Annotated in this window: 17 protein-coding genes and 1 pseudogene; 5 read left to right on the top strand and 13 right to left on the bottom strand. The window is 58.0% G+C overall.

Annotated elements, in window-relative coordinates; genetic code table 11:
• Positions 1–28: 28 nt before the first annotated feature.
• The 3 genes from HMPREF2716_RS29580 to HMPREF2716_RS02910 are packed head-to-tail and all read right to left on the bottom strand — an operon-like array spanning position 29 to position 3,603.
• Positions 29–175 carry a hypothetical protein gene (locus tag HMPREF2716_RS29580; RefSeq protein WP_161935239.1) on the bottom strand — a complete coding sequence of 49 codons (147 nt, stop codon included), beginning with the start codon at positions 173–175 and terminating at the stop codon, positions 29–31.
• On the bottom strand, positions 176–2,416 hold the full coding sequence (locus HMPREF2716_RS02905; RefSeq protein WP_058198047.1) for a Mov34/MPN/PAD-1 family protein: 2,241 nt from the start codon (positions 2,414–2,416) through the stop codon (positions 176–178).
• Positions 2,413–3,603, bottom strand: a complete 1,191-nt coding sequence (locus tag HMPREF2716_RS02910) for a ComEC/Rec2 family competence protein (RefSeq protein ID WP_058198046.1) — start codon at positions 3,601–3,603, stop codon at positions 2,413–2,415. Before HMPREF2716_RS02910 ends, HMPREF2716_RS02905 begins: the two co-directional genes overlap by 4 nt.
• Positions 3,604–3,732: 129 nt before the next feature.
• Between HMPREF2716_RS02910 and HMPREF2716_RS02915 the strand changes: the two genes are divergently transcribed.
• The 3 genes from HMPREF2716_RS02915 to HMPREF2716_RS02925 all read left to right on the top strand — a co-directional run bounded on the left by HMPREF2716_RS02915 (position 3,733) and on the right by HMPREF2716_RS02925 (position 8,198).
• A complete protein-coding gene (locus tag HMPREF2716_RS02915) occupies positions 3,733–4,599 on the top strand; it encodes a BrxR family helix-turn-helix transcriptional regulator (protein ID WP_058198045.1) in 867 nt (288 codons plus the stop codon).
• A gap of 55 nt (positions 4,600–4,654) precedes the next feature.
• Positions 4,655–5,170: a hypothetical protein gene (locus HMPREF2716_RS02920; protein WP_235536317.1), complete on the top strand. Its 516-nt coding sequence runs from the start codon at positions 4,655–4,657 to the stop codon at positions 5,168–5,170.
• A gap of 229 nt (positions 5,171–5,399) precedes the next feature.
• Positions 5,400–8,198 carry an SEC-C metal-binding domain-containing protein gene (locus tag HMPREF2716_RS02925; RefSeq protein WP_058198043.1) on the top strand — a complete coding sequence of 933 codons (2,799 nt, stop codon included), beginning with the start codon at positions 5,400–5,402 and terminating at the stop codon, positions 8,196–8,198.
• 70 nt (positions 8,199–8,268) lie between these two features.
• Here HMPREF2716_RS02925 and HMPREF2716_RS02930 read toward each other — a convergent pair whose 3' ends face one another.
• Together HMPREF2716_RS02930 and HMPREF2716_RS02935 are read right to left on the bottom strand one after the other, a co-directional pair.
• Positions 8,269–8,949: a tetratricopeptide repeat protein gene (locus HMPREF2716_RS02930; RefSeq protein ID WP_058198042.1), complete on the bottom strand. Its 681-nt coding sequence runs from the start codon at positions 8,947–8,949 to the stop codon at positions 8,269–8,271.
• A gap of 629 nt (positions 8,950–9,578) precedes the next feature.
• Complete coding sequence (locus HMPREF2716_RS02935) at positions 9,579–10,733, bottom strand: DUF3800 domain-containing protein (RefSeq protein WP_058198041.1); 1,155 nt, start codon at positions 10,731–10,733, stop codon at positions 9,579–9,581.
• Positions 10,734–11,064: 331 nt separating this feature from the next.
• Between HMPREF2716_RS02935 and umuC the strand changes: the two are divergent.
• Together umuC and HMPREF2716_RS02945 are read left to right on the top strand one after the other, a co-directional pair.
• Positions 11,065–12,228 (top strand): annotated as a pseudogene (gene umuC, locus HMPREF2716_RS02940) (translesion error-prone DNA polymerase V subunit UmuC); the annotation flags it as partial.
• Between the two features lie 147 nt (positions 12,229–12,375).
• A complete protein-coding gene (locus HMPREF2716_RS02945) occupies positions 12,376–12,810 on the top strand; it encodes a hypothetical protein (protein WP_170956807.1) in 435 nt (144 codons plus the stop codon).
• 101 nt (positions 12,811–12,911) lie between these two features.
• On the opposite strand, the gene HMPREF2716_RS02950 is transcribed toward HMPREF2716_RS02945, so the two are convergent.
• The 8 genes from HMPREF2716_RS02950 to HMPREF2716_RS02985 form a co-directional block, all read right to left on the bottom strand.
• Positions 12,912–15,158, bottom strand: a complete 2,247-nt coding sequence (locus HMPREF2716_RS02950) for an SNF2-related protein (protein WP_141762302.1) — start codon at positions 15,156–15,158, stop codon at positions 12,912–12,914.
• A 104-nt stretch (positions 15,159–15,262) separates the two neighbouring features.
• Positions 15,263–16,708 (bottom strand): DUF6094 domain-containing protein, encoded by a 1,446-nt coding sequence (locus HMPREF2716_RS02955; RefSeq protein ID WP_058198076.1) that lies wholly within the window; start codon positions 16,706–16,708, stop codon positions 15,263–15,265.
• A gap of 29 nt (positions 16,709–16,737) precedes the next feature.
• Entirely contained in the window at positions 16,738–17,343 is a 606-nt protein-coding gene (locus HMPREF2716_RS02960) for a hypothetical protein (RefSeq protein ID WP_003125296.1), read from the bottom strand.
• A 91-nt stretch (positions 17,344–17,434) separates the two neighbouring features.
• Positions 17,435–17,689, bottom strand: coding sequence for a hypothetical protein (locus HMPREF2716_RS02965; protein ID WP_003141455.1), 255 nt, complete (start codon positions 17,687–17,689; stop codon positions 17,435–17,437).
• 67 nt (positions 17,690–17,756) lie between these two features.
• A complete protein-coding gene (locus HMPREF2716_RS02970) occupies positions 17,757–18,119 on the bottom strand; it encodes a hypothetical protein (protein WP_070621801.1) in 363 nt (120 codons plus the stop codon).
• 69 nt (positions 18,120–18,188) lie between these two features.
• Positions 18,189–18,464 carry a hypothetical protein gene (locus HMPREF2716_RS02975; protein WP_003117060.1) on the bottom strand — a complete coding sequence of 92 codons (276 nt, stop codon included), beginning with the start codon at positions 18,462–18,464 and terminating at the stop codon, positions 18,189–18,191.
• A complete protein-coding gene (locus HMPREF2716_RS02980; protein ID WP_070621802.1) occupies positions 18,461–19,093 on the bottom strand; it encodes a DUF3275 family protein in 633 nt (210 codons plus the stop codon). Before HMPREF2716_RS02980 ends, HMPREF2716_RS02975 begins: the two co-directional genes overlap by 4 nt.
• Before the next feature lie 56 nt (positions 19,094–19,149).
• Complete coding sequence (locus HMPREF2716_RS02985; protein ID WP_023084750.1) at positions 19,150–19,500, bottom strand: hypothetical protein; 351 nt, start codon at positions 19,498–19,500, stop codon at positions 19,150–19,152.
• Positions 19,501–19,709 lie beyond the last annotated feature (209 nt).

Here is a 19,709-nt window from a genome sequence, read left to right on the forward strand (position 1 = left end):
CAACCCACTGTCCGGGATGGGTTGACCACTACAGCGTGATAATGGTTTCAGCCGTCGAAGCGCGCCCCCCATCGACTACATGGAGGTAATAACCGTTAACGTCGTCACCGTAGCGGATTACGATTGCGTCGCCGGAGCCTTCACCCACAGGCAAAAAGTCGACCTCATAGATCATTTATGCCTCTTCCTCGTAGCGAACAATGAAGGACATTTCGTTTCTGGCGACAATGACCATTACTGCTGGCAATCCCTCAACGCTCATCTTGCGTTGAATCGTGTTTAGTAGGTTTTCGTCATCTTGGCTTGGCCGTGCTGGAACTCCATCCGGATGTGAATGCCACTCACCTAGATAGTCCACCACTCGTGCGGTTCTACGTCGCGCCTCATCGAGCGCATCCTGCTGCCCCTCCTCTCCTCTAATGAAGTGGCTGGGGCTGCACTGGCTGTCGGGTGGTGTGGGCAGCACATCGACAATGACGATGGTCCTGGCCTTCAAGTCGATAACTCCTACAATAGAGCCACCGGTTTCATTAGGAAGAGCAGCGAGGCGAGCTTGCTTGAGCTTCTCGACGAGCGCCAAATCATATTTGATGGTCCAGCCATTCGAGTAGCTGGTGTGAACGTTGGACAGCGGAATCTCATGGGAGCCTATCGCCCCAGTCTGCTCGTCATATGTCCATACGCACAGGCGCGCGTCAGGCTTTGCTACTGCCTGACGCAGCTGGCGAGAAAGAATGCCTGCGTGGATGTGGATGCACTCATTGGAAATGCGCACCGAAATGTCTCGACAGCCGCCACCCACCCACCGATCGCCCAGGTGGTTAGCTAGGTGCTCACGCCCCCACTCACTACCCAGGATGGCTCGGTAATACTGGCCCTCGAGCCCGTCTAGGCGCTGCAGTCGAGCCTCATCCTCGAGAATCATCACGCTAGACAGCCCCGACGGCGTCATAAAGAGGCTCGCGGTACGCGGAGCAGTGTCCGTGCGAGCTAATCCTCGGGGTGCCTGGAGGGTAGTTGTGACGTCCACGGCCAGTTGGGCTTGTGACAGTGTTTTAAGCACATCCTCGTCTTGCGACAAGATGCTTTTTGCGATGGAAACCGGCGGTGGTTCATTGGGGTAGATCCAAGATGAGATGTCTCGCATGACATCAGCTTTAGCTAGGCCGATACCCCAGTCAGATGCTACGTGGCGGCTGAGGTTATGGGGCATCAGCTGATCGGGATCTACAAATGTCCAATGTCCCCATTGTTGCCGAACCCACAGATCCGCCAACGCGCTGCCAAGGGCACCTACACCCGCTAACACGCCATCGAATTGGGCACCTTCAGCTACCACTGCCGACAAATCTCTCGCCAGATTGGCCGTGAGCGCCGAACGCACCTCGACAGGCATTGGCGCCAGAGACCGCCACGCAGTTCCCCTCTGGCCGCCCACTAGCGCTATGCGCCTGCGAAGTCCGTTTGCTTCAGAGAGGCCGAGCATGTCGAAAGCTTCTGCAAGTTCATACAGAGAAGACGTCATCATGAACCCCAGGACGTCAATCCGTTCTGGCTCACCCTGCCTGGTACGAGGAACCCACAAGAGAATCAGGATCCCTTCTCCATTCCCCCCTACAGGTGAAACTCCTTCAGGGATGGCTTCAAACACGCTTTCGTAAAGGGGCCCTGAAAGATCACTACCCCATGTCTCCAATTGATCCTGTAAGGCACCTAGCGTTTCTGGCAATTCGACTACGGTTGTCGAGTCTACCGGCGGAACAGCGATGGAGACCACTCGCAAAGGTTTGGATTGAGATCCCTGCGTTGAAGGCACGGCACGCAGGATGGTGGACTGACTTCCACCGACTCTCCCAATAGTCAGCGATTTCCCGCCAGCGGCCGAGTAATCGGCGAAGTTGGAAGGTAGGATCAGCTGGAAGGGACTCATATAGAAAAGTTGCTCCAACGGCTGATCATCTCGGTGCAGTTTCAGCTGCGCTGACTCACGGAGCCACCAGAACATCCGGGCGATAAAACGCTCGGGGGTCCAATTCATCTGAACCGCTGACCAGTCGTGATCAAACAAACATAGTGTTCGCGGATGCCCTGGTGCTCTCGGATGCTGATGTGAAAGCGGCGGAAAATCCTTACGTAACGCATGAACGAGTATCGGCACGCGGTACTGAGGATTGATACCTATCGCAAGGCGTTCCTGGCGACGAATTCCACCAGGATTCCCCGCGTCAACGGACCCATCTCCCGCATCGATGACGATGTACTCCGTGCGAGACATTCCCGACGTCTCACAGCGCAGCTCGCGAACCTCAACGTAGGGACTTGCACGGCAAGCTCTCAGCAGTGCATCCGTCTCGGGGTATAGCTCACTCTCCCGAGACGTTTCTAGCACTTCGCCGGGTGCGAAGTACTCAATCATTTTCCGCTACCGGCCCGCGGAGCTGCGGCTGCCGCCACCGAGCTAGTCGTGGCGCCAGCCAATGCAGCAGCTACCGCGGCCCGCTTGACCTTCCCATCAGATTCCACGGTGAATTCTAGAGCGGCCTCGTCCTTGAGATCTCCGGTGCAGCCAAACCAGCCATCCACCCCATCCAAGATGTCTTTGTATTCCCGCTTAGCACGAATGTTCGGCGGATCAATGTCATCGTCGAGAATCGCTTTGCTGCTCGCGACAATGGTTGCCCCACTGCGAGCCTGGCCAAGGGCATTGCGCGCCCCCTCATTAAGCTGGGCTTTTTCGCGCTTCTCAGACCAGCTGTCAAAAGACAGGGTGCGCCATGAGCAGTGGTGCGGTGCGAGCAACAAATCGTACTCCAGGGGCTCAGGAGACTCCTTGAAGTGCTCCCACATGCGTTCCCAAATGAGCACTGCCGCGTCGCCGCCTACCAGAAACCGAGTTTTAGTACTGGAGTACGCCGACGCAGATATCTCCATGTTCATGACAACACTGGACTCGTTCTTGCTCAGTTGCTCTTCGAGAGCGGCATCATCATCGTGTGGCGCAGGAGCCAGGAGGTGCGCCTTGAAAAACAAGGGATAGTCCTGGCCATCAATGCAGCTGAATTTTTCTCCAGACTTGATGACGATGGAGCCAAGGTCATCCGTTTTGCCCTTGGCATCCTCGCCCATGATGAGGATGCGGTTGCCGCTACCTGCGCTGCGATAGGTGCGCCAATACTCGACTCGCCGGCGTGCCTCCTTGTCGAAAGCTGCCGCGTCGTCACACAGCGTGTGGTTAGACGAGCGGCGGCGGAAGATCAGCGGCGACGACCAGAGCTCACGGATCAGGATGCGCTTGTCGTCCTGGTCCAGATTGTCGTCCGGATAGTCAGCGGGATCGCCGAGCCAGAAATGCTTGGCCAGCCCACGGCAGTGATCCTGGTCTGGATGGCTAAGGAGAAAAGCATCCACATACGGACGCAAATTGTGATCTTTCAGCACCCGTTTGCGCAGTGCAGTCGCAACGTCTGGGGTGTCATCGTTCGGATCATCGGCCGCTACGCGGATATTACAATCGATCAGGATGGTCGTGACGCGCGTGTCAGCGAGCCGCACCAGGGTCATGTCACCATTGCCGACTTGGAAAAATGTGATCTTCGCCGCCATAAGTCCCTCCCCGGGTCGCAAAGCGAGCTTGAGAAAACCTTCACGTCAGCTAAGATACGTATAGAAAGGCTGCCCGTCTATATTTTATGCGAATATTTTTTATGCTCATCTCCGTCAGGCTGAAAACTTATGACTAATCCAACATCCCGAACTGGGCGCTGGGGGCAGGACCGTCGTCTAGAGTTCATCGATTTCAGACTGTTTTGGGAGGGGCGGCTCAATCGCTCTGATCTGACGTCGTTCTTCCGAATATCTGTTCCCCAGGCATCGCTGGACTTGGCGGCCTACCAAGAGCTAGCCCCGGTTAACATGGTCTATGACCGGACACAAAAGGCTTACGTGGCGGCCCCAGCATTTGCGCCCATCCTGACTAGCTCCGACAGCAGCCACTATCTCAACGAACTGCTGTGGCGGGAGAATGGTACCGTTGCCGCCAGCGAGAGCTTCATCGGCTGGGCACCACCTATCGCAAGCCTGCCTTCGCCTACCCGCCAGGTTGACGTACAAATTCTTATCAGCTTGATCAGAGCGCTTCAGAAGGGTGAGGCACTCACCGTCGACTATCGCTCGATGACTCATTTCGACGAGCCAACGCTGCGTACCATTTACCCTGCATCATTCGCACACGATGGCTTCCGGTGGCACATCCGCGCCTTCTGCTTCAAATCAGAGATCTTCAAGGATTTCGTTCTGGGTCGAATTGCCTCAGTCGAGACCTCTCTTCCCCCCCCATCACCGGTACCGGAAGATACAGATTGGGAGACCTTCATCGACGTTGTGATTGGCCCGAATCCTACCTATCCGCCAAATAAGCGCCGTGTGATCGAGCATGACTACCAGATGGAAAATGGGGAAGCCAAGATCCGAGCGCGCAAACCGCAGCTCTATTACCTTAGCCGGCGCCTAAACCTGAACCTGAACCCAGGCGATCCTGTTGATGAGAACCAACAGATCGTCATGCTTCGTATCGAAGAGCATTTGCCTGCAACGGAGTAACAGACCAATGTCTGATAGCGGATCGCAAACGAAGACCCCAGCTAAGCGTGAAGGGATGATCTTCCTGATCATTATCTACCTCCTGGGATTACTGATCTTTGCGATCTACTCACTGGGGGCTATGGGTTTAGGCTGGTTACCAGCGCCTTATGCGCCACTGCGCGTGCCTCTCATGTGCGGCGCTATCGCCTATATAGGGGGAGCGCTGTATTGCTTTCGAGCGATCTACCTCAACAAGTGCGTCTACAAGCGCTGGGATCCTGACTGGCACGTCTGGTATTTCATTCGTCCTATTACCAGCACCATAGCCGGGGCAGTGAGCTACCTGTTCCTTAAGGCAGGCCTGCTCGTCCTTGAGTCCAGCGCAAACACCGGCGCAAGTGAGATAGGCTTCTTTGCACTGGCGTTCATTGCGGGTCTAAACGTGGACAAATTCGTTGCCAAAATCGAAGAGGTGGCGAAGGCAGTTTGGGGTATCGACAAGTCAAGGAGCTCGCAGCCTCGGACTGGAGAAAACTTAGAGAACACCTCGGGGGGCACTTCGCTTCAGTCCGAAAGGACCCCTGATTAAGGTGGCCACAGATTCAGCTGCTAGCGCTTATGAGAGGTGGCTCTGCGTCAAGAACCGTCCCTTTGCTAACGGCTGCTATTAGCCGTTCTCTGCCAGACGCGAAGGGTAGAGATCGGCCATGATCAGACGCTTAAAGCATCTAAGAAAGCCGGGGCGTTTCACTAACCTTGCAGCGCTCTGATCAGCAGCTCTACGAAGATTTTCTGCCGAATCCTGGAATGGACACCCCATGCAATCGAATGACGAGAAACATCACGATGCTGTGCTAGATGCTGCCCAACTTAGACGGATCGAGTCTGTACATAAGGGATTTCTCTATCAGCATCTGTACGCTGTGGGTTGCCTCTTCCTGGCTCAGTCCTCTGGCGTAAACGAGGTACTGGTCGAGCTGGATGAAGACGTGGAGCTCAGCACTGATTCCGGTCGGGTCTACGTTCAAGTTAAGACCCGCTCCCGCCCCCTTATGCCTGGCGACGCCGCAGGCGCATTGGAACGCTTCGAGCTGATCCGGCAGGAGCATAGGCCAGGGCGGCGTGCTGGGAAACCTCAGTTCGTGGTCGTTGCTAATCAGCCGCTGGGGGAAACGCTTCAGACCGAGGTAGACGAGAACAGAACTTCCTCGGACTTGATCTACCTTCATCCTGAGTCAAAAGCCTCACGCCCAGATTATCTTCCGCCTGCGTGGGCGAGTGTGGAGGAGGCGGCGCAATGGTGCGTGGCACAGGCTGAAAAACTGAATTTCTCACTCCTGTCGCCTTCCGCCCTCACCTGGAAAATGGCGGGACTGGTGATGTTGGCGTCAACTGCCGGTAACGGCAACTCTAGGCACGTGTTCCGCACTTATGAGTTGCCGGGCCTTTTTGAGCAGTTGATCGTTCAACTGCAAGACTTTCCCACGCCGCCCGCCTCATACAGGCCACAACAGAACGAGCCCACACTCACGTCGGAGGAACGGGTTCGCATCATTTGTGGATTGTCTGGCGCAGGGAAAACCACATGGGCCGCCCATGCTGCACTGCATAGCCCTGAACCATGTGCCTACTACGATGTAGGTGACCTACCTGGGCCCGCTATTGCAAGCTCACTCGTGCGGGAGCTTGCCTCAAAGTATTCCAAGAAAGACCCGGAAGGCATCCGGCAAATTCTCCTGCCTGGTGCTAGCGGCTACGAGGCGATTCGGGCGTTCGATCGATTCATGGAGCGAGCTGAGGCTCCATTGGTCGTCGTTATCGACAATGCCCATCGCATTCCCGTCGCAAACCTGCGAGATCTTCTGAATGCGACTCGCCACATCCGTTTCATTCTTCTATGTCAGCCTCATCAGAATGTCCGGGAGCTCGAAGCGGTCTTGACGTTACGGCGTGAGACGCTGCTCGGGTGGGATCTCGATACCGTGGCTCGGGTGGCTAGTGCTGCCGGCGCGTTCGGTAGTGCTCAGGCATTCGAACAGCTCCGGATTTATTCAGGCGGGCTGCCGCTATACGTCGATAGCGCCATTACGGTTGCCCTGTCGGAATACGGTGGAGACATCGAGACGCTCTGCGCCGATCTCGGCCAGCAAGCGAACGTCGTGGAAACGGCTCAAGAGGTCATCCTGGCTCGCGTTTACGGTGGTTATGACCAGGTTGCCCAGAACGCCTTAGCTGTCGTCAGCCTTGCTGATATAGGGCTCACGCATGAGGAAGTCGTACGTCTGCTATCGGCTTCGCTCAAGCTGTCACAAGGCGGCGCAGCTGCGGCCATCAAGAAAATCCAGGCCACAGGGACGGTTGAGGTGTTTGGTGTCAAAACACTCAAAGTCCATGATGCCGTCCGTGCTCTAGGCCTACGCCACTTGGAGCTCATGGGCGAGCCCGTGGTCACTACTGCCTTGGTGACATTGAAGGAGCTGCTGATCGAGAGCCTGGAGAAAAACCGTGATACTTCGCGGTTTTCTCTTCTTACGCGGGTATTCATCAGGCTCAACGACCTAATGACGCTCATTGGGCTGGCAGGCGAGGAACTATTCTACGAGATGGGGATATCCGTGGATATCACATCAAGCTTGAAGCGTGCGCTTGAGGCTGGTGATCTGAATCCCCACCAGGCTTTCTGGGCGCTTGATGGGCTTGTGTTTTCCTATATGCGAGAAGGGCGCTTCGATGAGGTGGCTGATCCCTTACTCGCGATGGAGCAGCTCCTCAATGAACATGGATTTGAGTTCCGCGAGCAGATCGCATGGGCGATGAGAAAAATACTGTTTGCCTCAGACCAAGGCAGTGAGGACGAGGTGAGGCAGGCAGTGGCGTACGCCACGCCAAAAATTCCTGACGCTGATCACCAACGGGTATTTGATTACAACCACGCGGTCGCTCTATGGAAGTTGAAGCGCCACAAGCAAGCTGAAGCACTGTGCAAGAAAGTAGCTGATGAATACTTCGAAATTCTGGGGCTGACGCCTAAGGAAGTCATGGGCAAGAACCCAGATGTCCTCTGGAAGGTAATCAAGCGACCACCTGATGTCCATGAGCACATCAAGCATCTTGCCGATGCTCTAGAGGTGTATGCCAAGGCCCGCGAGGATCAGGGGCTACCTGCGCCTTTTCAACGAATCCACGCCATGAAATTCTTTCAAATGGTTGAGGGCTACGAGTCAGTCGTCCGTGTGGGCCAGGATTTAGCGGATGTGTTTGTGGGCTTCAAGGATTTCGAGGGCGCCAAAGAAGTCATGGAGCAGCATGTTCTGCCAGTCGTTGCCCAAGCAGGCCTTATCGGCAGGATGGTTCAAGTCAGAAGTCAGTATGCGGTGATTCTGGCTTGGTATGGTGATCACCGGGGGGCAATCTCCGAAATAAAGCGCTTGGAACCTTATCTAGAGGGGCTGGAGGAGGATCAGAGGCTGGAGGTCGAGCGTCAAACTGTCTTAATGGCCGACATTATCAGCGAAGCTAGGCGTGTGGCGGATAGGCAAACGATGGGGGTGGTGGCACGGAATGAGCGGTGCCCGTGTGGATCGGGGCTGAAATTCAAGAAGTGTCACGGTGCGTAGTTTTTAGATTGGTAACTGATCCATTCGGCACGCATGAATCACCATGATCTGGCTTCGTAGCCACGCACACTTAGCCGAGCTTTTTGAGCAGGGAGTCGCGTTTTCGCTTCACCCCAATCTTGGGGTCCAAGGCCAATGCTTCATCGAAGGCATCGACCGCTGCTCGAAAATCGCCAAGCGCTTCGTATGCAAGTCCCTGAAGCTTCAAGGACTTGGCTTTCCACGCATCAACCCGATCCGCGCCGTGATTTCTCGCCCGAATAACGATAGTCAAAGCCTCCCTGGCCAGCCCGGGAGTCAAATCTGATGACTTCAGAATTTGCTCTGCTGCGGGGATGGCAAACTCGTAGCGGGGTGATTCAAGCTTGGCCTTGACCAGCTTCTCCGCATCGACGAAGTCTCCCTGCCGGCTGTATCGGAATGAGCCAAGATCTTGGAGATGGGCAATAACTTCGCCAGTTTCCTCCTCAATCTCATAGCGCTCAGGCCATCCGGCGAGTGGCTCTACCGAGAAAAGAAGCTTCCCTTGGCGGACATCGATGAGGAACATCTTGCAACCGTCTTCGGTATAGCTATTTGCCGTCTGGAAGAGAGCAAATAGGCCGTTTGGAGAGATCTCGCTCAGCATGATGTTGGCCGTCACATCCTTGGCGAAAATCATCTGGCCGCTTGAGTCGAACACGCTGAAAGTGCCAGATAGCGTGGAGCCGAAGTGCCAGTCTTCAAGGCTGAAATGCCCACTGTCGGCCACATGCCCACCGTTTGGCCTAGCCATCTCGCCACGGACTACCACCTGCCCAGCTTCAGCATCATATAGTAGGTAGGATCCATTTCCACTTTCACGGTGCCCACCGAGGCGCCCAGAGGGCTCTGCATCCAGCCAGGACAACACCCATCGGCCGCTATGAGAGCGTGCATGGGGACCAGAGTAGTCTCCAAGCCGAAAGAAGTGCTCGTCGATGGTCGCGCATTTAGCTGGGGCTCTGCCACAGACAGGGGCAGTAGGCACAACGGATGGTGCTGAGGATACCTCAGCTGGCTCAATCGACAAGGCTGGTTGGTGCACCATGTCCTTTCTTCCCAGCAGCGAGCTTCTCAATTTTGCAAACCATCCCATGCCGCTCTCCTTCATCAAATGGGCTGCGACTTTTGACCAACCGCTACGGGGCGATAGCCGCCTCTTGAGGGAAGCAGCTGATGGACGCGTTCTATTATTTCTCACTGGCTGGGTCAATCTCTGCCCTCATCTATCTACAAGTGCCAGTGTAAAAGACCTCTCAGGACACAACGGTCTTATGGGGACCTAGTGAAATAACCACGAGAGCTGATCTTAGCTCACGCTTTCCAAGCATTTGCTTCGCAGTACTGTAGGCCCGACACTCAACAGTTCCGGTAGTCCTCCGGGTATTCGATTCCATGTAGGAACCACAGGCTCTTGGCTTTGCTGTCGTTAGGCGCCTGGTTGAAGATCAAGGCACGACATTCTTCGTCCGACTTATCGATTAACTTGGCCAGCAAGGCGACATTGCGGCGCTGCTGGTCTGAAAGTCTCGTATTCCAATTTTCCAGCTGTTCGATGCTGAACTTTTCCATACAACTGAAATGCTTGCCCAGAATGCCGCATAGAACGTCCGATACCTGTATGGCAGGCGTGTCCCTCGAATTGACAAAAAAGTACTTGATGGCTTGGTCACCGCAGACAATCCGCCGACGCTCCAAGCTCGCGCGGATCTGAGGCTCTTCGTCGAACACGTGAATGGCGTGCGTGAACGTGGCCAGCCGATTAAGGAAGACTGATTCGAAGCTGGACACCAAGACGTCTGAATCATTGCCGACCAAAAAGTCGAGGGTGGCGTCGTGTGCAGCGTCCTCTAGCAAGTCGCACAGCGCCATCGTGGCGAAGTTTCTGAATACAAACCCATTGCGAAACAAAAAAGCATGAACCGCTCTCACGAACTCCGTTATCCGTTCGACGGCCACATTGGGGTAGTTGAATGTTTTGAGCAGGCGGAGATAGCCAAGTGGGTCGAGCCGAACGAGCGCGTGCAGTTCGTTTTTCAGTTCATCGTGCGCCTCTCTCAGATACCGAAAGCGCTCGGAGACAATGAGCGAATCAATCAGATCGACGATGGACCAGTTCAGGACGCTGAAGTTGGAGTAGTGGATGTAAACCTGCGCCTCTAGGAGCCAGGAAAGGAATTGCTCAACCTTTCGTGACTCGAGGCAAGCTGCGTAATCCCCTTGTACGAGGTGCTTGAGCTTCATCTCCGGCGCCGACGGCTGAATCCGCAACCGTGCCCTGAGCGCCTCCATCTCAGGAATTACCGCTCCGGGCTCCAAGGCGATGCCGCCTAGGACGAAACAATCCAGAGCATCGTGATTCAGCCCGGTGTCAGTGAGCACCAGGCGACGGATGTTGTTCGTCTCGTCGTAGTACAGCGTGTACCGCTTGTGGATGTTCGGCATGAAATCGAGCCAAATGGGTCTGAGGCAGTTGACGTCGATGGCGGATTCTTCGGGCGTCTCGTTATTCATGGCGTCATGCCTGGCAAGCTTGCGGGATGGGCGGAGCGACCTTTTGGCTGGCCGCCTTAGTTACGGAGCGGGTCTTAGGTGAGCATAGCTGCGGACGATATTCTGTATATCGATACAGTGTTCTAATGGTGCTGTTGTCTTGGCGCTAGAGGGGTGGCGACGCCTGCGCATGGGTGAGGTCTGCTTTCTCGACTACCTGAGCTAGCACAAATTGCTCAGAAAATAGTCAGCGGGGAACTCTGCGAACTAGAAAATTTTGGAAAAATGTTAGCTGAATAAAGTATTTATAAATCAATTAGTTATGATCAATTAACAGTTAGCTTCATTCAGATCGAACGACGGCTGTGTCATCGCGCGCAGCGCGGATGCCAAGCCGCATGTCGCCATGGGAGAGCCCTACTTCAAGATACGGAACAAGCTTCAGCGCCTGGGTATTCGCGCGTTCTCCAGCAACTACGCGCTGTACGGCGACATGAGCCAGCGGGTAATGACTCTCCTTGAGGAGATGGCGCCCGCCGTCGAGGTGTACAGCATCGACGAATGTTTCGCTGACCTGACTGGGGTCCCTGGTGACCTGGTGCGCGTTGGGCGCGAGATGCGCGCTCGGGTACTGCGCTGCACTGGCATCCCCGTAGGCGTGGGTATCGGCACTTCGAAGACGCTTGCGAAGCTGGCCAACCACGGCGCGAAGAAATGGCAAACTCAGACTGGGGGCGTGTTGGATATTCGAGATCCGGCGCGCCGTGATCGATTGCTGCAGGCCTGCGAGGTTGGCGATGTATGGGGCATCGGCCGACGGATGACCGAGCACCTAAGCACGATGGGCATCCGCACGGCCTGGGATCTTGCACAGGCCGACGCCTGGACCTTGAGAACGAAATTCAACGTCGTCATCGAGAAGACGGCGCGAGAGCTGCGCGGCACTCCCTGCCTGGAGCTCGAGGATGCTGCTCCGCCGAAACAGGAGATCTGCTGCAGCCGGATGTTCGGCAAGCGGCTGCATGACCTCCCGCCGATCCGCGAGGCGGTGGCCACCTATGCTGCTCGGGCCTGCGAGAAGCTGCGTGCCCAGGGCTCCGTGTGCAAACGGGTCCAGGTCAGTATCCGTACTGGCATGTTCAATCCAGACGAGCCCAAGTTCGCCAAGGGCGTCAGTATGGAGCTGCCGTATCCGACCGATGACACACGGCTCATCACCAAGGCGGCGTGCGAGGGACTGGAACTCCTCTATCGCCCAGGCTTCGCCTTCAGCAAAGCTGAGGTGCTGCTGCTTGATCTCCGTCAGCCAGGTGAGTTCACTGGTGACCTATTCGCTGAGGTACAACCGGAGCGCGCGACCAAGGCAATGGCGGTAATGGATGCCATCAATGCACGCTGGGGAAGAGGCACTGTTCGGCCAGGCGGTGTGCCCGCGGCGCCAGAGTGGGGCATGCGGCGCGAACTGATGAGCCGGAGCTATACCACGCGGTTGGACGAACTATGGGAGGTGCGATAACTCGACATTTTTTATGAACAGCACGCCGTACATGATGCTAAGCTGATCCCAAGTCTCGCCGTGAGCGCTCTCAGGATCGATCTTGATCTCCCGTCTAATCCTGACGGAGAGCCGTTATAGCGGTTGCATTCAAAAGAAAATCGCCAGATGGAGAAAAAATTCATGAGGTTATTTTCTGTAGCATGGAATAACTATCGGTACTCACGAGTTGTCCCCATTCTCCTGACTACAGCAGTCGTCGGTTTGGTTGTAACGCTCCTGTTTACAAAAGGAGCAACAATGTTTATGGAAGGAAGTCTGCTGTCTGTGGCGTTAAGTTTCCTGGCCTTCTGTTTTGCCATAAGCTTGTTGTCAACGTGGTGGCTAAAGGTTAAAGAGCTTTATGCAAGGCCGGCCGACAATTTGTGGTTGTCGGTGATCACAGTAATAGTAATTCTCACCGGCATCTATATTGATTATGGTCCGAATGGGAAGCATGTGGGAGAGATTTTAGCTCTCATGCCGGGCTACATGCTTGATCAGCTAGTCCCAGGTTTTACAGACGAGATTAATAGAGTTGTTAGAGATACTCGTGGCCACTGATGACGAAGATACCTAGCTTGATCGGCGCTAATCACCACTAGCTGACTTCAGAACTTACAGCAAAAAATAAAACAAAGGCCACCCGAAGGTGGCCTGTGAGTTCATGCTGCAATAAGTTGTCGTGCCAACGCCATCTCCACCGAGTCCCCATCCTGGTTCAATGAGTCGAGACCTGACTCGGGAACGTCTCCCGACGTGCTCTGAGCCACAGCGATCTTCTTGGCCATCAGCTGCAAGCAGGTGATCTGCGAGCTGCTGTAGCCGAAGAACCCCCCCCGCACCGGGTGCTTCTGCCCGATCCGCCACGACCGCCGCGCGGCCTGCTGCAAGGTGTACACGTTGTAGCCCGTTTGCAGGAACGCGATGGTCGGGAAGTCGAGCAAGTCCAGCCCGGTCTTCACCAGCTCCGGGTTGGTGATCAGCACATCGATGCCGCGATCGACCTGGTCGAGGATCCAATCCTCGCGTCGAGCGGTATCGACCGAAGCACGTAGCACTGCCACCTTCAGCCCGGATTGCTCGAGCACTTTCTTCAGCCTGGACGTGGTGTCGCGCGTCCCGCTGTAGACGGTATATGCCAGAACCTTGCGGCCTTTCGCTTTCTCCTCGAGGCAGAGCTCCACCAGCGCCTGCTCCTTGGGCATCAGCTGCTCGTCGCCGAAGATCGCTGGCACGAAGGCCAGGGTGTCCCGGCTTCGCGGATGCTTGACGATCTCCGGTCGGAAACAGCAGTCCGGCCAAGCCAGCAGCACGTTGAGGACCACGCCCAGGAGCGTGGTATCTCGTCGCGCCAGAGCCTGGCGGAGCTCCGCTGTCAGCGTGGCCGCCAGGCGCTGATAGGCCGAAGCCTGCTCAGGCGCCATGGGCACGTCGACGAACTCCTCCTGGTAGTCGGGCAGTACGTTGCCACCGATATCCTTGAGCTTCAGGAACACGGTGAACGGCAATACGAAGCGGTGGATGCCCTTCGGGCCGAAGCCGGGAGCCTTCACCGTGCGTACCGAGAGCTTCTTGCCCCGCGCTGTCTTGTGCGAATCACCGTCGCGCTCGGTGTAGATATCCTTGAGCACACCGTGGTCGCGCATGAACGACATGGCTGCAGGAGCCATGCTGCCGCGCGCGTTGGGCCGATAGCCGTCCTCGATCATGCGCTGGGTGAGGATGCGGAACAGGAGATAGAACAGATCGTCGGCGTAGCCGCCCATGAGCGTTCCGGTCAGCAGCACGGTTTTCCGTGCCTTGGCTGCGAGAACGCCCATGGCCTGGCCCTGGGCCGAGCCGCTGTTCTTGTACTCATGTCCCTCGTCCACCACCAGCAGGTCGAAGTAGCCATCAGGTAGGTAGCGCTTGATGAACTCGGTCGGTTGGTAGCCGCCTTCACCGAAGCCGAACTCGATGTTTGCCATCGATCGCTCCATGCGTTTGGCCTGCCGATCGCTGAAGACGAAGTTGCCCTTGGCGTCCATCAGGTTGATGAACTCCGAGACGTTGTCCACCAACATCGTGGCCAGGAAGTCCTCGCCGAAGTCGTTCAGCAGGCGCTCCGCCCTGACCGGGCCGATGGTTGGTATCCGGCACATCGACTTGAGAATCGTTGCGCGCCGGTTGCCGCCGTCGGGCTTGCCTGGTCGGATCAGCGTCCAGAGCGCCCCACGGCAGGAGGAACAGGTACGTCGACGGTCACCACGCTCGAACTCCTCCACCGTGACCAGGTTGCCTTCCAGGTCCTCGAGGACCTGTCCGCAATCCGGGCACGCAGCGAGCAGTTGGCCGCCGGCGGCGCGTTTCTTCCAGCAGGCGAGCCGCCAGTGGAAGCCCATCCGCATCCGCACGCGGCCGAGGATGAAGAACTCCTGGCGCCCGTCGTAGGCGTCGCCCACCTGATCTCGCAGCTTGAGCAGCTTGAGTAGAGTATCTGGGCCATTGAGTACCCAGACGCGGGCGGCTGGGATGGTCTCCAGGATCTCGCGGCGCCACTTGTAGACCAGGTGCGGCGGAGAGACGACCAGGGTCCGGCGATAGCCAGCGGCGTGCATGACCGCTGCGACAGCGATGGCCATCATGGTTTTCCCGGTGCCCATCTCGGCGTTGATGATTCCGGCCTGCTCGTTACGGTCCAGCAGCAGGGCGGTGATGGCCTGGACGACCTCGGCCTGGGCCGCGAAGGGCTTGCGCTTGAGTCGGTCCATCACCAACTGGCGGTGAGCGTTGTCGGAGCCGGTATAGACCGGGGGGTTGGAGCGATTGAGCGACTCCAGGAGCTCGTCGCCGAACTCGTCGATGAAGTCGGTCAGGTTGATGTTCAGGGGGGAGGCGGCCAGGGCGGCCGGTTGGGTCAGAGCGTTCATGTGCATCTCCTGCAGGTGAAGAACGGAGCAGGGCGTGCACGGTCCCCTTCGGGTATCGGCATACCCTGCAGGGTGGAGTGGAAGGAATCGCCGCGGGGGCGAGGTCAGTAATCGCTAGGGAGCAAAAGCGTGGTTGAGCTGCGGTCTGCCTCAGTGATGATCCAGAGCCTGGATTCGTCGCCGGCGTCGATGTCGTAGGACGACAGCAGCCGATCGCCGAACTTCAGGGCTCTCTGGTTGGTGTTCCAGTCTTCCTGGTCCAGCGTCCCCCAGTCTCCCGCCAGATGGCGTTTCAGCAAAGGCGCTGGGTTGAGTTGACCGGTTTCCACCAGGTGGCTCACGGCTGCGGTCATCACGACCTGGCCAGGGCTGAACAGCAGCGGTGCAGAGGCCGGCTCAGGTTGGGGCTCTTCAGCTTCTTCCGTGGTCGCGGCCGAGGAGCTGATGGTCAGCACGCGGCCCTGGTTGACCGAGGAGGGTGTCATTTCCCATGCCCGGATGATCGGGATGAAACGGTCGGTGAGGATCCTCACCTCGGTGATGTTGCCGTCGTCGTCCTCGGTGAATTCGGTCTTGCGGACCTTGTCCTTGTAGGTGTCACCCTTCACGACCAGGATCCGGCCCGACTTCGATCGCACGACGCCAGATATCGCGCCGGCGGCCAGGGCAAGGGCCAGGTGCCAGCGAGACAGCTCGCGGACTGGTGGGCGCGGCTGCAGCCCCGCTTGCGCGAAGTGCAGGTTGAAGTCAGGCCAGAGACCTCGCAGCCGCTGGATTTCACCGGCGAACTGCTCCGGCTCCAGGGTTACTCGGTAGAAGTGCTCCAGCTCGCTGGTGGCCGGCAGAACCACGTAGGGTTCCCACGGCCAAGCCGCTGGAATTTCCTCGGCCTTTTCCTGGCCCGCGCCGATCGCCTGCAGGTGAGACCTCACCTGATTGGCGTCCGCCCGGGCCAGGTCCTGCCGACGGACCCGGATGCCAAAGATCACCACCTGCTTGAAGGTAGGATCCGCGGCTGCGTAGATGCGCAGGCCGGTGAAGTGGTTGCTCAACCAGCCAGTCAGCTCATCGTCCAAGACGTAGTGAGGAACAATCAGAACCATGACGCCGCCGTACTGCAGCAACGGCAGGCAGCGCTGGTAGAACGCTTTCTCCAGACGCCGGCGGCCGCTGCCCTGGTACTGCGACGCACCGGAGTGGTCCGCCACCAGGTCGCCATAAGGCGGGTTGAGCCAGAGCAGTCCGAACGACTGCCTGCTGATCATGGTGTCGAAAAGGTCACTGTGCAGCACTCGGTCAAGCAGTCCTCGGGCATGGTCGGCGCGCTCGCGGTCGTACTCGACAGCGAGGGCTTGGACCTGATCGCGGCCGAGGGTGTGTGCTGCCTCAGCCAGGGCAACACCCTCACCGGCGCAGGGGTCACAGATCCTCATCCTGCCCGACGGGGCAGGAGTGAGGGCCTGCAGAGCGCGTTCGAGGGTGACCTCATCGGTAGGGAAGTAGCCGTTGCGTGCAAAGTTGCGCGCCAAGCGCGGGAACATGAGGGCCATGGGGCCTCCTTGAGTCTGAGAGGGATGGCTCAGGCTTGCGCCTGAGCATCGGTGGTAAGAATGCTTTCGCGGATCAGCTCACCGAGGGTGGGCTCGAGCACGTCGACCCGCAGGGCGAGTCGCCAGGCGCAGACGTTGCCGATCGTCCCGGGTAGGGCCGTCAACATCTGGTGCTGGGTGAGGACCTCCATCACCGGCTCGCGCCAGTGCTGCAGGAGGGGGAGCGGACAGGTTTCCATCACCAGCGGCCAGAGCCTCTGGTGTGGATCCTCATCGCGCTGCAGGAGTGCGAAGGCGAGGTGATTGCCTCGGTCGGGCGCCGAGGCGCGCCGATCGAACAGCCAAAGATTGAGCAGGCTGCCGAACAACGTGCCGCGGAACTGGCGGGTGGTGCGTTTCTCCAGGAGATCCTGGTTTGGGAAGACAGGTAAGCGGCGGCCGTCCACGATGATGTGGAAATGGTCGATGCCATTTTCTTCCCGGCCCAGCGTCAGCCTGGCCAGGAACTCTTGTGTCACGGTGTCGCGGCCCCAGGCCGAAAGAAAGACCAGGTTGCGCTGCTCGTCGCACACGCAGGCGTCGACGTACAGGTCTGGGCACTCTTCGATCTGGTAGAGCGGGGTGGGACTGGGCATAGGAACCTCCTGGAAGGAGGAGCCACGCCGCCCTCAAGGGGCGGTGAAGCCCCTCGGGGTGTAGTCCAACTGGTGCAGGGGAGCGTGGTGGCTACCGAACGCTCTTGGTGTGAGGGTCGAAGCTGAGCCCATCGGCTTGGTGCAGCGGCCCTTGGCCGATCAGGAAGACCTGGCAGAGGTACTGATCGCGTAGCGCGACAGCCGCTTCGGCCTGCTCCAAGGTCAGCGACAGCTCCTCGATGAACAGGTCGATGAGCTCGTCATCGCCGGCGACGTCGTTGTTGGACAGTTGGTCCTCGAGGTAGGCGAGGGTTTCCTGGGTGAGGTTGGTGAACAATGGGTTCATGGTGTGCTCCTGGTGGTAGACGAGGAGCGCCCTTGAGGGAGCCCCTCAAGGGAAGTGGTTGGTGCGGTCAGGCTTGGTGTTCGTGCGTCAGGCGTTCACGCCATTCCTGGTTGATCTCATCGTGAGCCAGGTCCAGGAACTCCAGCGGACAGCCGTAGTAGAACGGGCCGGCGCTTTCCGGAATGGTCTTGTAGCCCCATTGCCCGGCCAAGCAGTCCAGCAAGTGCAGCTCGATCATGGTGATCGAGTGACCGGCCGGCTTGCCGAAATAGAATCCGGCAAGGTGAAAGGTTCGTTTTACGACAGTCCAAAGTTCATTGCCGGAGACTGCGTGTGCCAGCACCTCGGTGCTGCCTGCGAAGGTACTGGTTGGGGCCAGCAGCTCACGCAGCAGGTCTTCCTTCGTCTGTTGTGAGAAAAGCCATCCCATAGGTGTGCTCCTGTGGTTGGCCAGGTCTCCCTGACGGGAGATCCCGGCAGGGGTGGGTAGGGTCTTGCTTCAGCGTGTTGCGCGCTCAAGGCGCTGGAGGAGCCGGTAAGCTGTTTGCCTGGCCTGCCAGTCGCAGTACAACCAGGGCTCGTTGTCGGCCGCATGCTCCGGCGAAGGGGTCTTCACCCGCTCACGCAGTGCGATGATGGCCTGGTCGACGACGGATCGGTCGAACACTGCCGCGCGGAACTGGTCAGCCAGATTGTCCAGTCCGACCTCGCGCAGCGAGGCGCAAACCAGCAACAACTCCTCGCTGAAGCCTGGGGTGTTGTAGATCGATTTCATGCGGCCTCCTTGCGGGTCCACACCTGTTGTTTGAAGTCGAGCTCATAGCCCAGCGCGCCGAGTCGCACGCACTGTTGTCGTAGTCGCTTGCGGTCGACCGTGGTGTCCAGCTTGACGATTTCGCCTAGCGGCCAGACCGTCCCGAACAGTTCTGCATCTGCGTCTGTGTCCAGAGGGGCGGCCTGCTTTGCAGAAGCCGGAGGGTCCATACCGAAAGGCGCGTCGTCCCCGGTTGCAGCGGGGCGGAGAGGCTTCGGTTTCGGGGGCGACTTCGGGGGGGCCGCCGGTGCGGCAGTGGGTTGCTGGATCGCGGGCACTTTGTCGAGCGGATCCACCTCATTGCCAGAGAGACGCTCTGCCTCCTCGTCGCTGAGGTTGTCCACGTCGTCCAGCGTCATGCTGTCGAGCTTGGCGCGGATCTCGACGACCAGCCGGCCGCCGGTGGTGTAGTACGAGGGACGGATCTCGGTGATGGCGAAATCACCGCGGTACTTGCCTTCGATGTGCTGGTCCAGGAGAGCGTCCTTGATGACGAACTCCCCGATCGAGGTCGAGAGCTTTCCCACGTTGAACTCGCCATTGCGACCATTGATGGTTCGAATGGCCAACTGGCCGGGTATGTTGATCATGGCGTGACCTGCGAAAAGGATGATCCCGCCGAAGCGGGATCGTGGTGAGGGGAGAACTACTCGGTATCCGGGTCGCCCGGGAGGCTTTCTTCCTGCAGCTCGATGCGCAGGTAGGAAGGCTCATCGGACGGCTCGACTATCGAGAGAACCAGCAGCGCGAGCGCGCGGTCCTGCCCCTCTTCCTCCTTGTGGTACAGGTGGAATTGGATGTGCTTCGCGGTCGGCTGGAGCGAAAGCTCCTGCCAGGCGGTTTGAACGACACTGGCCAGCCGGGTGCCCATCTCGTCGACCCTGGCAGGGTTGGCGAGATAGACCAGGCGCAGCCAGGCCGCGTTGGTGAGAACGATCGGGAGTTTGAGGTACGCAGCAGTGTGACCTGCGCTGGAGTGGTTGTTGAGAGAGGTCATGAGAGGTCTCCGAATACGCAGGCCTCTCCCGCGGGGATGAGGTCCCCGCGTGGGTGGGTAGGATGCACTCCATCACTTGCGTGATGCGACCGCGCTGCCGAGTGCTGTAGCGGTCTTGGGTGGGTTAGCGCTTGCGCGCCGGAGCCTTAAACCCTGGCTCCTTGGGAGGCGCTGTCAACGACAGCGAGCCAATTCGAATTCGGGGGCTG

The sequence above is a fragment of the Pseudomonas sp. HMSC076A11 genome (genome assembly GCF_001810205.1).
Classification (GTDB): Bacteria; Pseudomonadota; Gammaproteobacteria; order Pseudomonadales; family Pseudomonadaceae; genus Pseudomonas; species Pseudomonas aeruginosa.